The organism is Microlunatus phosphovorus NM-1 (assembly GCF_000270245.1).
GTDB lineage: Bacteria > Actinomycetota > Actinomycetes > Propionibacteriales > Propionibacteriaceae > Microlunatus > Microlunatus phosphovorus.
The window spans coordinates 2,002,434-2,016,297 of sequence record NC_015635.1 but is presented as its reverse complement, the minus strand read 5'-3'; the positions used below and the strand labels follow the sequence as shown (position 1 = coordinate 2,016,297).

General features: G+C 63.5%; 9 protein-coding genes and 2 pseudogenes. 3 read left to right on the top strand and 8 right to left on the bottom strand.

Going from position 1 to position 13,864, the window contains the following annotated elements:
* Positions 1 to 123: 123 nt before the first annotated feature.
* From MLP_RS09130 to MLP_RS09120, 3 genes and pseudogenes are all read right to left on the bottom strand, one after another.
* Positions 124 to 984 (bottom strand): glycosyltransferase family 32 protein, encoded by an 861-nt coding sequence (locus MLP_RS09130; RefSeq protein WP_269453381.1) that lies wholly within the window; start codon positions 982 to 984, stop codon positions 124 to 126.
* A 262-nt stretch (positions 985 to 1,246) separates the two neighbouring features.
* Entirely contained in the window at positions 1,247 to 1,480 is a 234-nt protein-coding gene (locus MLP_RS09125; RefSeq protein WP_197536527.1) for a hypothetical protein, read from the bottom strand.
* Positions 1,481 to 1,703: 223 nt separating this feature from the next.
* A pseudogene (locus tag MLP_RS09120) lies at positions 1,704 to 3,246 on the bottom strand (IS1634 family transposase).
* Positions 3,247 to 4,137: 891 nt separating this feature from the next.
* Here MLP_RS09120 and MLP_RS27370 point away from each other — a divergent pair.
* Positions 4,138 to 4,821, top strand: a complete 684-nt coding sequence (locus tag MLP_RS27370; RefSeq protein ID WP_083843764.1) for a TylF/MycF/NovP-related O-methyltransferase — start codon at positions 4,138 to 4,140, stop codon at positions 4,819 to 4,821.
* A gap of 950 nt (positions 4,822 to 5,771) precedes the next feature.
* Here MLP_RS27370 and MLP_RS27365 read toward each other — a convergent pair.
* The 4 genes and pseudogenes from MLP_RS27365 to MLP_RS29455 all read right to left on the bottom strand — a co-directional run.
* Positions 5,772 to 6,060: pseudogene (locus MLP_RS27365) on the bottom strand (NADH-ubiquinone oxidoreductase-F iron-sulfur binding region domain-containing protein); the annotation flags it as partial.
* Between the two features lie 622 nt (positions 6,061 to 6,682).
* Positions 6,683 to 7,897, bottom strand: a complete 1,215-nt coding sequence (locus MLP_RS09105) for an IS4 family transposase (RefSeq protein ID WP_013862764.1) — start codon at positions 7,895 to 7,897, stop codon at positions 6,683 to 6,685.
* Between the two features lie 67 nt (positions 7,898 to 7,964).
* Positions 7,965 to 9,365, bottom strand: coding sequence for an IS1380 family transposase (locus MLP_RS09100; protein ID WP_013862763.1), 1,401 nt, complete (start codon positions 9,363 to 9,365; stop codon positions 7,965 to 7,967).
* Between the two features lie 217 nt (positions 9,366 to 9,582).
* Positions 9,583 to 10,152 carry an AAA family ATPase gene (locus MLP_RS29455; RefSeq protein ID WP_083843763.1) on the bottom strand — a complete coding sequence of 190 codons (570 nt, stop codon included), beginning with the start codon at positions 10,150 to 10,152 and terminating at the stop codon, positions 9,583 to 9,585.
* Between the two features lie 644 nt (positions 10,153 to 10,796).
* On the opposite strand from MLP_RS29455, the gene MLP_RS09095 reads away from it, so the two are divergent.
* Positions 10,797 to 11,525 carry a hypothetical protein gene (locus MLP_RS09095; RefSeq protein ID WP_013862761.1) on the top strand — a complete coding sequence of 243 codons (729 nt, stop codon included), beginning with the start codon at positions 10,797 to 10,799 and terminating at the stop codon, positions 11,523 to 11,525.
* Between the two features lie 66 nt (positions 11,526 to 11,591).
* Positions 11,592 to 12,434, top strand: coding sequence for a hypothetical protein (locus MLP_RS09090; RefSeq protein WP_013862760.1), 843 nt, complete (start codon positions 11,592 to 11,594; stop codon positions 12,432 to 12,434).
* Between the two features lie 15 nt (positions 12,435 to 12,449).
* Here the strand turns inward: MLP_RS09090 and MLP_RS09085 are convergent, their stop codons facing one another.
* Positions 12,450 to 13,541 (bottom strand): glycosyltransferase family 2 protein, encoded by a 1,092-nt coding sequence (locus MLP_RS09085; RefSeq protein WP_041789899.1) that lies wholly within the window; start codon positions 13,539 to 13,541, stop codon positions 12,450 to 12,452.
* Between the last annotated feature and the right edge of the window lie 323 nt (positions 13,542 to 13,864).

Sequence of the window (13,864 nt, the reverse complement as noted above, 5' to 3'; positions counted from 1 at the left end):
TGGCGTGTCCACCCGCTGCCACGCCGACCCACGACTTTGAACAGGCCCTGGGGTGAGCCGGGGGAACCGAAAGAGTTCGGGAACCTACCCAGAACGGTTCACAACTATTGGGGGGGAGACTCATTACCAACTGTGAAGATGGAACGTAAACGCTAGAGTCCTTTCAGTCATGGGCACTCGCGAGAGCAATTCTTCTGTCATATGTTCAGCTTTACGAAATTCTTCGATGGCAAGATCATCATCTGGATACCCCCACGTCAATGGCATTAGCACGTCGCTGGGCACGAGTTCCACGGGCGTCACGGCCGCCTGGGTCTGGTGTCCATTCACCTCGACAAGATTCCGCACTTCGGGGAAGGCAGACAGGGCAACCGCAGATCCCGCCTCAGTCCACACGCTCCACGCATCACGCAACAAAATGGGACCCGATGCTCGTTCCACTCCCTTCGCGGACTCAAATCGCACTTGCGCCATTGCCAGCACCAAGAGCCAGAATGGATGATGTGGCTCGGCGGCATACATCCACGCATTTGAAATGGTCTGGTCAAAGTAGCGCAGTGGCTGCGCAATGGTCGGCAACAAGATTCCGCCTTGCGACCCCTCAATCAACTCTTGGACAGACGATAGGCAATAGTAGTCCATGTCCACATACATTCCGCCGTATTCGTAGAGCTGACAGTACCTGAACATATCAACCGTTCGGATGAACGGTTTCCCTGTTTGAATGGAAGCGGGGTAAATCTTCTGCCGATCCGACAGCCAGTCAACTATCTCCGCATTCGAGTATAATTCCATCTGCCAGCCTGCGTGTTGATCTATCCACGTCTGGTGACACTCTCGCAGGAGACAGCTTTCGATGTCACGCGTATACCACGACTGCAGGATTCGCTGAATCAACTTGATACCTCCATACAAGCCAGCATACGACGGGAGGGTACACGATAGTCTGGGAGCGCGCGAGGCGCCGCGGGCCTGCAACGTCACCCGATTCTGCTGCACTCTAGTCGGGTCGTGTCACAATGTGTTGCCGCTCCAAGACTCACTCCGAACCTGGAGAGTAGATTCCAACGAATCAGTTGGGATCCGCAGCAAGCGCAGCTCGTCTGGTAGCTCACGGCTGGGGTGTCGACGAATCCGTTCGATGGTCGCGACGATGTCGTCGCCGATCTGGTCCGGATGAAGGGACCATCGCGACGATTTCAGCCGGTGGTGAACTCGCTGATCTGGAGCCATCAATCTCGATGATTCATCTTGATCTTGTGGTCGTTGATTCTAGCGGGCCCGTAGTTGAGGCGTGTTTACGTTTGCGTTCGATCTTGGCGAGGATCTCGTCGGGTGTCTTGGTCCAGATGAAGGGGTGCTTGCGGCGGTTCCAGCCGGTGATGAAGTCGCGGATCTTGGCCGTCAGGTCGCGCACGGAGGGAAAGGCTCCACGGTGGATGGTCTGGCGTTCGATGATGCCGAACCAGATCTCGACCATGTTCAGCCATGACCCGGAGGTTGGGGTGACGTGCACGCCGGCCGGCCCAGCCTCGACGCGATCGCCCGATGCCCCACCCCATCGACCACCTTGGCTGGACCGCAGCCGCAATCACCGTGGCACCCCAGCCCGCCGCGCAGCCAAAACCCGGCAGGAGAAGCACATGCGTGACCCGGCAGCCACCGCACCGGGCCCGACCTGAGTTGCACAAGCTGGGGCCGTTTTAGTGCCCCGCCGGTTTGCCGGTCTTGGCGCCTGCTAGATCGGCGAGGTCGTCGAGGAGGGCTGCTGTCTCTGACTCGAGTCGAGGTTGTGCTGTGATCTGGTGGCCGGCGATAGTGATGGTCACGCTCTGCAGAGGCCGCAGGGTCCGCACGAGACGTTTGATGGTCCAGCCGGTGCGGTCTTGGAGGTAGCGGGCAACAGCGAGCGCGGCGAACACCACGGTGAGGTGCGCTTCGATCGCCTCCTGCTTGCGGTGGAAGACCGGGCGGGCGGCCAGATCACTCTTGGTCATCCGGAAGGACTCCTCGATCCGCCACAGGTCGTGGTAGGCGGTGACGACCTGGCCGCCGTCCATGACCGTCGTGTCGATGTTGGTCACATAGCCTTTGAATCCAGCGCAGAACCGGGCTCGTTTGATGACCTCCCAGTTCACCTGGGCCTTCTTCCCCTCACTGTCAGCGGTCACGGTGACGAACCGGTCCCGGGCGATCGGCCGTTCACCAGCAGCAACCTTCTCCGCTTTGGTGACCTGGGCGTTGATGGCGCGTTCCTCTCGCCGGCGGCGTTTGAACGAGTACTGGTAGACCACCCGCCGGGACCGCTTGTCTTTCCCGGTTCCCATGTCCCGGCTGGTCTGGATCGTGGCGCCGTCGGGCACGTAGTTCCCGTGTTTCTCGAAATGGTCGCCGAGGTCGTAGGGCACCCGGGACTGCCTGGATCCGACGATGAAGCGGTAGCCGGCGTCTTCCAAGGCGTTCAGGTTCGCCGCCGACACCATGCCTGCGTCGGCGACCACGACCAGCTCGGTGACGCGATGGCGGGCTTTGAACTGCTCGATCACCGGGATGATCGTCTTGGTCTCTGCTTTGTTGCCTTCGAACATCGCGATCTCCAGCGGGAACCCGTTCGCGGTGACCAGCAGACCCACGGTGATCTGTGGGTCGATGCGGTGCTCCTTCGACCTGCCGACTTTACGCAGTTGGTCCTCGTCGGTGACCTCGAAATGCAGTGTGGTCAGATCCATGCATCACCAACGCTACCGAGCCTGCCGTGGTCGCGTGCTGCCAGCACGCCGTCGCGATCTGGGACCGGTAGTCACCCTCGATGCAGCGCCGCAGACAGTTGTAGAGGGTGTTGCGGTGTGGGGCCGGCAGTCCGAGCTCAGACAGCACCCGGATCGTGTCCACCTTCGAGGTCGGCTCGACCAACCGGGCCCCGACCAATAGGGCGAACACCTCCTCATCGACCCGGTCGAACCCGAGCCGGCGATACGCACCAGCCAGCACCGACCACAGCAGCTCCGCAGCTGATCGTTCCACCACCGGCCCCGGCGGCCGGCGTTCGGCCGGCTCCAGCGGCAGCATGTCGTCCTGGACGCCATGCAGGCGCTGGTTGGCCAGGTTGACCAGCACCGCCAGCTCGGCCTCGTCATGCGCTGAGCCGATGTGCTCCAAGATCTTGCGTTGACCGTTCCGCTTCTCCGCGATCTGCACCTGGATCGCCCCCGACGCCGTCTTCGATTTCCGCACGAACGGGCTCATCCAGCGACCCTAGCCACCCCTGCTTAGTGCCCCAAAACCAGCCACCAAAACGCTGTGACCAGGCACGTAACCAGAGTCAACCCAATAATTCGACCGCCGTTGTGCAACTCAGGCCCGACGAGGACCGCCACAGCCCGGACAGCCGATCCTGCCCTCAACCAGCTCGGCCTCGACAGCCGAGCAGTCCTCACCTACCGTCAACACCAGCGCGAGACCTATCGCGTCAGTCAGAACGGCCCGGCGTCATGTGCCAACATCCACGCCGGGCCGCTGGCCTACCCAGACATCCTCACCCTGACGCCGCCGACGGCAACCGATCAAAGCCCCAACCCCACGATGACCCCGTCGTCACCAACCACGACGGCCCCACCCTCAGATAACGAGACGCTCAACAGCAAGCCCTAACGAACAGCAAACGCCGCATGTGGCGGTACAGCATCGCGAACGTCTTGATCACCCATACGCAAATCAGCCACGGCCGACTCTCGAACGCTTGCGGCCGCGCCGACCGCAAACTCTCGTCCGCGCGCGGTCGCACACGGTGAGTCAGCACGCAGGGGTTAACCCGTCGACTGCGGAATGCTGGTGGGTGCAGTCGGCCAGGGCACCACTGGTCTTCGCCCGGATGCTGCTCTTGCTCCGGTTTGCGCTGAGGGCCTTGGTCGAGCCGGGGTCGTGAGCGCGCCAGCCACCGCCGTCGAGGATCCGGCCGGCCTTGTTCGATGCAGATGTGGACGGGATCACACCCTCTCACAGAAATCTACTCCCAAACTGCAGCATGCCGTAACAGAGGTGAGCAGATCTAAGATACAGTTGCCTTCACTATACGCTCGGATTGACGCGTCAGCGAGAAGGCAGGTAGGCGAGTTGCGTAATTACGTTACGGCCAACATGCCGAACTGGGATATAGAGGCCCATACGAAGACCGTCTTCGAACGCGTCTATGGTCTCACAAAAGTATCTAGAGGACGCCTTGTCTCCATTGTCGATTCGATCACATACGTGTGCAAAAGGCCGGTGGCCGGAGATATAGTGGAATGTGGCGTTTGGCGTGGAGGTTCTGTCATGGCCGCAGCAATGACACTAATCGAACAGCGTCAAACCGATCGGCTCGTCCACTTGTACGACACTTTCGCTGGAATGACAGCGTCAACTGATATTGACACTAGGTGCGAGGACGGCACTCCTGCCTCCTCCCTTCTAACCGGCTCAGAGGCTGAGGAATACTTGTCCGTGGCGGACCTCTCTACAGTGAAAGAGAATCTGCGAACCACTGGTTACCCGGAGTCGAGACTGACCTATCACGTCGGTCCTGTCGAATGCACAGCGAGCGTTAACCCACCGGCGACGATTTCCTATTTACGCCTTGATATGGACCTGTATGAACCTACACTCCACGCCCTGCAGACCTTCTACCCACTTTTGCAAACCGGCGGCATACTGATTGTTGACGACTACGGTTGGTGGGAGGGCGCCAGGGCTGCGACAAATGAGTATTTCACATCTATCGGCCAGCATCCGTTCATGGCTCGGCTGGCGGAAACTCGAGTCATCGTGAAGCCGGGGGCCGAGTGACACGCCTACCGCCTCTGATGTAAACAATCCACATCAGGGAAGAAAAACCTCAAGGATGTCATCCGGCGGGTCAAAAAGGACGGAAAAAGAATAGGTAACGTCCTATCAGGAACATTGCGCACGACTAGCAATAACCGGGGGGTATCCCGACTTGATCCGCACAGGGTGCATTTTTGCTTATATCACGCCGCCCAGTGGTGATGGTATCCCATTCTCCCTGATTCACTTCTGTGCGGTTGCCGCTGCTCTGCAGAATGGACGCACGGAGAGCGCGACCATTCATGTTACAGGCGACCCGAGTGGCATCTGGTGGGATCGAGCCACCAAAATAGCGAACATCCAGCGAGCGTATGTACGCACTTCCCTCGCAAGGTGGTCGAAGTCGAGATGAACTGTTAGAGAGTTGTACGTTGCACCTCTAGGAGACTGGACAGTGGAAGGCCAGGCTTGCGTCGACGACAGAGGCAGTTGTACAGGAAAACGACACCGTGCTGCACCAGATTCTCCGTGGACTGTTTTGACGCGTGTGTTCTCGAGTATTCTCCGGCCAAAAGCGACCAATAGTCGCCGTTACGAAATTGAGCCATCGCAATCTGTAATACTCCGGCTTTTGTGCTGCGCAGTCCGCTGGGCGTGAGCAGGCGCGGCTCGCTGGCTTAGTAACCGACCCTTACGCGACACGGTCTTGGTGACGCGGTCCAACCGTAGCAGCCTCGAAGTCCACGATGAAGCGGTCCAGAGTAGCGACAAAACGTCGTCGCTGGCTTCCGGGTCCCTTGCCAATGCATTGAGTCGCCGACTTGGGCGTTGTGGAGCGATTTCGCCAGACGTTGATTCGTTGCACCTCGACCCAGCCGCCACGCCGCGCCAAACCCACCAGATCATGCTCGCTCATCGGTGTCGCGCACGAAGGTCCGTTATAGGTGATATCTCGTCCCGGTAAGGGGGCACTAGGCAGGGATAGAGTTCCGTGTTGCCGACCGCGTCGATGCCCCGTACGGGAACAGCTCCCAAGCGGGCGTCGCATCCCTTGCGAACTCCTCGCGGAAGTGCTGGATCGGTGCGATAGCGCCGTCGGCCAAACTGCAGAAAGAGCGGCCGCCGACGTTCTCGCACAGGTCGAGCAGCTTCTCGATGTCATCCTCGCCCCGGACCGGCCTCAAGACGCTGTGTGATCTGCACGAGCCACTAGGTGCGCTCGCGGCACGGTATGCACTTGCCGCACGATTCGTGCTTGTAGGCGTGGAAGTCGCCGGGTTGATCCAGACCGAGCCAACGTTGGCCACGATACCTTGCCTGCGGCGACTGCTCGGCCATCCGGCGGAAGTGCTTGAGAACGCGCTCGGGCTGGCAATACTTCGCGTCGCCCGGCAGGTCCGCTCACTAGCGGTCGATCACTCGCGAAGCCGTAAGACGACATGATCGGCTGCGTGGTCCGCGACGGACCGGTACCTAGCACACGGGGCCCAGCCCGCCCCGCCTGGCGGTGGCAGAGCGCCGGTGACTGAGCCCAGATCCACCGAGCCTTATCTGATGGGGGATTCTGGTTGATTCCGGCTGGTTGATTGTCGGGTCGGTTGGGAATGGGCGTGACGGTATTGCCGGTGTGCCCGGCATTTCCACTGTCGGTTCCTCTGGTTGGGCCCTCGGCAATGTCGCTTCTTTTAGGGTTGGGGTGGTTTGAGGGGGTGGAGGACGATGGTGTGGGTGACGGTGCGGACTGGTGCGGCGTTGCTCTTGCGGCGTTCGTAGCGGTGGGAGCCGCCGCGTTTACGGGCGCGGGGTGCGGTGCGGCCGTCGCGGGTGGGGATCAGGTTGGCGGGTTTGGTCAGTTGCGTGGCGAGGTGGGCCAGGGCGCGGGTCAGGTCGGCTGGGGGGAGAGAGCCGCCCGGGTCGTGGAGTCCTGGGCGGCTTGGAAGGCGCGTTTGAAGCTGATCCGGCCGGGGTCGAGCCCGGCGGGTGTGGCGTAGCCGATCAGGTCGCGGATCGCCTGGTAGACGCACAGCATGGCCCAGAATTCTTGCTCGACCATGATGGGGGTCTTGGAGCGGAGCAGCACTTCGGGGCCGCCGCGGATGGTGGTCTTCAGGTCGGCGATACCGGTCTCGGCCTGCCAGCGGGCGTGGTAGAGCTGGGCCAGCTCGATCGCCGGGTACGCCTGCGCGTCGAGCAGGGTGGTGGCCAGCGCGAACAGTTCGGAGGTCTCGACCCCGTGGGTGTCGGTGGTGGTCACCGAGTACTCGACCACCCGGACCGGGATCGGGTCGCCGTCCTTCTTGGAGGGCGGGTTCAGCTGGGACAGGTAGGTGCCGTCGTCCAGCACCTGCCGCACTGGCAGAGTGAACGATGCCGACATCCGCCAGCACAGCTGCGCGCCGGTCCCGGCGGCCGCCTGCCACAGCTTCCAGGAGGCGAAGTTCCGGTCGGCCAGCACCAGCATCCCGCTGTCGAGCGCGGGCAGCAGATCGACGGCCAGGGTCTGCTCGCCGGTGCTGGACGGCCCATGGGCGGCGGCCAGCAGCACCCGGGTTCCGGACTCGGCCAGCACCAGCGCCCGCAGCTGCGGATACGGATTCTGCGACCTGCTGCCGTTGCCACCACGGCCGAAGAACCCCTCGTTCGCCGCCGTGTCCGGCACATCCAGGGTGAACCCGTCGACCGTCACCACCCGCAGCCCGGCATGAAAGACCCCGGGCGTCACAGGCGTCCCCGCCGGCACCGTCGTCCGCGCAAACAACAGCTTGAACGGCTCCGCGCCCAGCTTCGCCTTCGCCTTCGTGATCGATCCCGTTCCCGGAGCCTGCCAGTCTCCCCAGCCGCCACCCGTCAACGCCTGCGCATCGGCCAGCCTCGACAGCACCAACCCGTACCCCGACCGCATGAACAGCCAGCACGCCAGCGTGAATACCATCATCAACCGAGCCGGCAGCCGCCGATACCGGACCTCCCGCACCCCTGCCGCCTCGATCACCTCATCCAGCACCGCCGCCGGGAACGACCGTGCCAGCACCCCGATCGAGACCCGATCAGGCAACCGCTCCTCCGCCGACCTCACCTCACGCGTCACACCAGCCACAAACAGAGACTACACCCATGTAACTCTAAAGAAGCGACATTGGGGCCCTCGGGGTTGGGGCGGGTGGTCAGGCGGCGCGGATGCTGGGTGGTCCGGTGGCGCCGTCGAACACCGTCTGCCATGGCTCGGCCCAAGCCCAGTCTCGGGGCAGGTGCAGGGTGAGTCGTCGGCCGCTGACCGCGATCCGGCCGGGCAGGTTGATCAGCTGGGCGCGGAGGGTGGCCCAGCGTGCCCGGGCATGCTTCTTACCGGCGAGGACGCCGATGGCGCGGGCCAGGTTGAACGCGATCACCGCATGGGCAAGCCAGGCCGCGTTCGCCGCGTATCTCCCTAATGGCAGGTGGGCCAGTGGTCCGTCTTTGAGTTCGGCGATGACCTGCTCGATGATCGCGTGGCCACGATGATGTTGATCAGCAGCGACCATCGACAGGGTCGAGTTCGTGATGAACGCGTGGTGACGGTGCGCGGCGAACAGCTCACCCTGCACACTCCCGTCGGATGCTCTTGGCTGGAGCCGGCGGACGCGGCGCACGACCAGCCGGCACGGCACCTGTTGGGCCTTCTTCTTGCTGGAGAACGCGACGAAGCAGGTCTCGGCGACCTCGGCATCAGAGACCCAGTAACCGCCACCAGCAACGGTGTCGTCGGCCTCCCAGACCGCGTTCGGATACTTGATCGGCGTCCACGCGTCCTCGCCGATCCGAGCGATCGCGGACTTCACCGCAGTGTTCATCCGGGCGGTGACCGAGAACCACATCCGCGCCTTCATCATGGCCGTGACCAGATCGTGGCGGTAGAACGCGGAATCGGCCCGGCCCATCAGCCGGCCGGTCACCCCGGCCTGCCGGGCCGTCGCGACGGCGCGGGTCAGCATCCGCGCCGACCCTGAACCGGAGGCGGTGTTGCCCTTCCGCAGCGACGACGCGACGATCACCGGCGCCGCCAGCGGCGTCGAGGCCACCGCGACCATCGCGTTCAAACCGAACACCTTGCTGTAGCCGTAGGCGGCGGCCTGCTTGGCGTAACCGTGGACCTCACCGATCGTGTCGTCGAGATCCACGAACGCGATCCCACCCGGATCGGTAGCACCCTTGATCAGGCCGGGCACCCGGGCGGTCAGCCCGGCCAGCAACCGTGAGGAGACCGCGTCCAGCTGCTGGACATGGCCGTGGGTGAACGACCGCAGGAACGTGCCATAGGTCGACGGCGCCCGGACATCGCCGAACAGCCGCGGCATCCCGCCGTGCCGCAACACGCCCAGGTCGTCGATGCTGTCCGCACCAGTCAGCATCCCAGCGATCACCCCGGCCGACTTCACCGCCGCGTTCGCCGAGCCCACGCTCAGATGCCCGCCGAGCAGCTCATGCAAACCCGCCGACTCACCCAGCAGCAGCGCAGGCAGCAGACCCGCACAACCCACCAGATTCGGATCATCGAAAACCGGCCGGACCCTATGGCATGCTTTCACTTACGAGGTGTCCCCTCTGACTGGCTCGAATGATGACGTCGTAATCACCATTCTCCCTGGTCAGGGGGACATTCTCGGTTCCAGACACGCCCGCCAAACCGCCAGATTCCATGATCATCGGTGGATCAGGGCTCAGATATGAGGCCCGGCCCGAGTTGTCGAGTCCATCAGGAATCGCGCACCTGTCACTTCAGTTAGCCATGCAGGGTTGATGCAATCACTGAAATCTCTTGACGATGAGTTCCACCGTCTCATGTGCCGAGCTGGCGACCCCGATGATAGTCTCCGACAAGTTCGGAATTGTATCGCGTTGCCTGTACCAAGACCGCAGGTTTGCTGACGGAATAACATCGCGCAGACTTCGAGTTTCGTGCCGTAACAGCGTTTCCTGAAGAGGGATGTCAAAATAAAAGCAGTGCGTGGTATCACAATAGTCACGAAGGAGAGCTGAGAGTACCTCTGTGTAGTGACAAGAAGGCAGAATTCCTTCCAGAACCGTAAAGAATCCTTCCTCAAGTGCGTACCTGGCAACCGTGTCCACGAGATGGATAGTCGAAGTCGCGGGCTCATCGGGTTCCATCAGAACCGTTCTGCGAAGGTAGTCTTGCTCCACCCAGGCAACCGGTTGATGGAGTCGCTCTCTGAGTGCGCGTGCTACGGTAGTTTTTCCGGAGGCAGAGTTGCCGCGAAGGATGACGAGACTTGCTGGGCGTTCGGAGGTGCTCCTCTGCGACCTGGACAGTTGCAGGTCCCCTGGATTGTCGACAATCGGACGTGAGTCGCGCATAGCACTCATGGTTCAAACGGTACATCTTCAGACGACCACCGCCCAAGGTCCCCCAACAAGCAAATCTGGGAGCGTGAAGAACTCGCGAGTACGACTCGGACGTCTGCTCCGATTGCCACGCTGGAGCAGGATCATTTGGTCCCCGTGTTCGAGGTCGACCCACCGCGATCTAGACTCAGCAGTTCCTTGCAGGCTGAGCGGGTTGAGATCCGCCGTCCCCGTGGTCTGGCCATCGCACTTTTCGGTTCCCGCTCCGCCGTAATGTTCCAGTCAACCTGTGCTCTAGCAGACTCAACTTAGACTCCGAAGACTGCCCAGAAGTCAGAGGTCGTTGTTTGCGTTTTTAGTGAGTGCTCTATGTACCTAAGTTCGGGGATGGGCGCGATTAGGTGATGCCCAGAGAGAAGCATTTTGTTGCCAGACGCAGCCGAATAACGCACTGGCTTCGCTGGCGAAGCAACGGCAATTAAGCTGGCGCATGCACCTCAAGGCAGGCTGAGGGTTCGAAGAACGAACAACCACCGAGTTATCGTGATCATCGAGCCGACCCGTCAAAGACTGATGAGCCGACTCTTCGATTTCAGCCACGCGTGATGCCCCTGGCGGGCATACAGTTGTATATCTGGTGGCTGTATTAGAGGTGGATGATCGACATGGTGTCCGGTAGTGAGGCGGCTGCATACTGGCTGGGCTCGAGCATCTACGAGCGGAGCCGGTGGTTCGTCGACCAGATGCGAGAGCGGTTGCCCAATCTGACCCGTGTGGTGGAGCTGGGAGCCGGGGGGCTCGCGTCCCACCTCGGCGGCGTCTGTATCGAGGACGACCACGAGTTGGCGCGGACCGCTGCGTGCAGGACCGTGCTGGCCCGGGGGGAGAAGCTCCCGCTCGCCTCGCACGCGGTCCCGCTGCTTGTGACGAGCTCCACCCGGGTCCTGGGCCGTCCCGGGGCGATGGCAGAGGTTGCCCGAGTCCTCACAGACGATGGTGTTCTCCTCTGCTTCCTTCCCCAGCCCACGCCCGGAAGCACCGACACCATCCGGGCCATCCTCGGCCCGATGCGCCGGAACCTGCGCCGCTCGCCCCCGGGCGCGGTCCGCGAGGACCTCGTGGCTGAGGCATCCGCGGCCGGTCTCTTGTGCCGGGTGGAGGCCCTCGACCCCCACCCCTACCAGCAGACCCCGCGGCAGGAAGCGCAAGACCTGCGTCAGGCCGCATCCTCGGTGCTGTGGTCGGTGAGCGAGGAGTCGTGGCGTCGGCACGTCGCACCCGCCATTCGGGCGCTAGAGCGGCTGCCTGCCCCCGACATGCCGCGCACACGTTACGCCTACTGGGACCTGTTGACCTTCGCCCCCTCCCTGACGGAGCAGACATGACGCGGTAACGACGGAGACGGGAGGCTCCCTCCGGCACGGCGGTCGAGCGTGCCATAGTTGTGCCTTATGACAATCGATAGGCACGCGTCTCGGAAGCGCCCCGACGGCTTCGAGGTCTACCCTGACGGCTACGGTCCGCTGTTCGACCGGGCCGCGGAGGTCTTCGCGCGGGACGAGCGGGTCCGCGCCATGTGGTTGCACGGTGCGTTCGGCCGCGGGGCCGCCGACGCGGCGAGCGACCTGGACATCAGCCTCGCGGTGCGCGACGAAGACTTCGACGCCTTCGCGGCCGCGTGGACGAAGTGGCTGGCCGAGATCACCCCGACAGTCAGCGCCATACCGATCGCGCCCGGCTGCTTTTACGCCCTGACCCCCGGATGCGAGCGCTTCGACATCTTCAGCGAACGGGTCTCCGAGCTCCCTCGTACGAACCTGCGGCGACGGGTGAGCATCTTCGACCGGGACGACCTCACCGCGTCCATCCCGGCCCCAGACGACCCGCCACCGGACCCTGACACCATCTCTACGGCTGTCCGGGAGACGCTGCGGACGGCGGCGAACATCCAAACCGTGCTCGTCCGCGAGGACTGGCTCCTCGGCGTCGTCGCCGTCGGGACCATCCACTCCCTCCTTTACCAGCTGTTCGCCGAAGCCAACAAGCCCCAGCCGGTAACCGGCCCGAAGCAGTACAGCTTCAAGCTCTCCCCGCGGCACCGGACCCTGCTGGAGCAGTTGCCCGTGCCTCAGCCGGAACGGCAGTCGGTCCTCGACGCGCGAGAGGCGGCCCTGCGGCTCTTCCTCGCGGAGGCCCCAGCTGTCGCGGCGGCCGCCGACGTGCCCTGGCCCACGGATCTCGCCGACGCCGTCCTCGGATACCTGGACCGGATAGGCCTCGGCGTCCCTCGATAGGCCAGGACCGGACGATCACGGCGAAACCGGCGACACGCATACCCGGCACCCCTCGTTGTTGTGCGCGGCCAGCGGGACGACATGCTCGACCCGCTCCGGCCACGGGTTTCCCGCCACGACGACCTCGTGCGGGTGGCCGTCCACCCCGCAGTGCAAGGCTACGCAGGCTCCGCCCCCGAGGACACCAGCGCGGACCCACTCTAGGGGTCCGGTGCCGGGGATGCGGGCGAGCGCGTCCCCGACGAGCTCCCGGTTCCGTGGCACGGACAGCCACGGTCCGGCGTCGCCCCAGTCCGGCTCTCCGGGGAAGGCGCGCTTCAGTTCGGCCGTCCCCGCGCAGCAGGCGAGGCTGGCAAGGGTGAGCGTCCGCAGCGGTGCGTCGGACCCGGCGATGTCGGCAAACCGGCGCAGTGTCGCGATCCGACCCGGCTGCATGTCCTCCGAGTACGAAACGTTCGAGCCGTGGACGCGGTAGATGACGGTAGGCTCGTCGAGCCAACGGACTGATGCGCCGCGGTGGAGGACCCGCAGCCACAGGTCCCAGTCCTCCGCCGCTCGCTGGGACGCGTAGCCGCCCACGGCCTCGTACGCCGACCGGCGCAGCACGGCGCCTGCGAATATCTTGTTGTGCAGCACCATTTGCTCCAGGACGGACCGGCGGTCGGTTGCAGAGGGCCACGCGGGCGCGGGCCAAGTGCTGCGCGCGTCGCCTGGACGTAGCGCAGTGCGGCCCGGCGGCACGTCTTCGGTGCGGTACACCCGAGGGGACACGATGTCGTACCCGGCGTCGACTTCGCGCATCAACTGCTCGACGTGGGTGGGGAGCCACACGTCGTCGGAGTCGCAGAACACCAGATGGTCGCTCCCGGCGAGGGAAGCCCCGTACCGCTTCGCCACGCCGATACCTCCGTTCCGGGCTAGTCGCACGGACCGAATCGGCAACTCGTCCTCAAAGGCCTGCACGATTTCGTCGGAGCGATCGGTGGACCCGTCGTCGACGCAGATGATGTCCTCGACCGGCACCGTCTGCTGCGCGATGCCGCGCAGGGCGTCGGCCAGGAATTCGCGACGATTGAAATAGGGGACGATTACGGAGAGGCGCGGCAACCCTTCATCACCTCCGTCCTGTACGGCGTTGATGGTGGTCGAGCGTACCCCCGTTGCAGGATGCGAGCGGCGACGGTCGCCATCGACGCGAACGAGCCTACGAATCCCTCTAGGTAGAGGCTGCTGCCGTGGGCCCGGCGGGCGGTCGACCGGCGCTGGATCGCCGGGCTGCCGTTGGCCGGCCGCCTGGACGTCGTGGCCCGGGTCCGCGCAGCGCGCTTCCAGCCTTGGGTTCGGGAGGTTGAGAGCCGCCCTCGTCACCGACGGCTGGCGGAAGGCGTTGCCGTGGACACTCGGCGAGAATAGCCTTACGACGACATCGC

Bases quoted from the DNA above. Each gene is read 5' to 3' on its own strand.
- MLP_RS09125 (WP_197536527.1), bottom strand. From the start codon at position 1,480: ATGGTCGAGATCTGGTTCGGCATCATCGAACGCCAGACCATCCACCGT.
- MLP_RS27370 (WP_083843764.1), top strand. From the start codon at position 4,138: ATGCCGAACTGGGATATAGAGGCCCATACGAAGACCGTCTTCGAACGC.
- MLP_RS29455 (WP_083843763.1), bottom strand. From the start codon at position 10,152: ATGCGCGACTCACGTCCGATTGTCGACAATCCAGGGGACCTGCAACTG.
- MLP_RS09095 (WP_013862761.1), top strand. From the start codon at position 10,797: ATGATCGACATGGTGTCCGGTAGTGAGGCGGCTGCATACTGGCTGGGC.
- MLP_RS09090 (WP_013862760.1), top strand. From the start codon at position 11,592: ATGACAATCGATAGGCACGCGTCTCGGAAGCGCCCCGACGGCTTCGAG.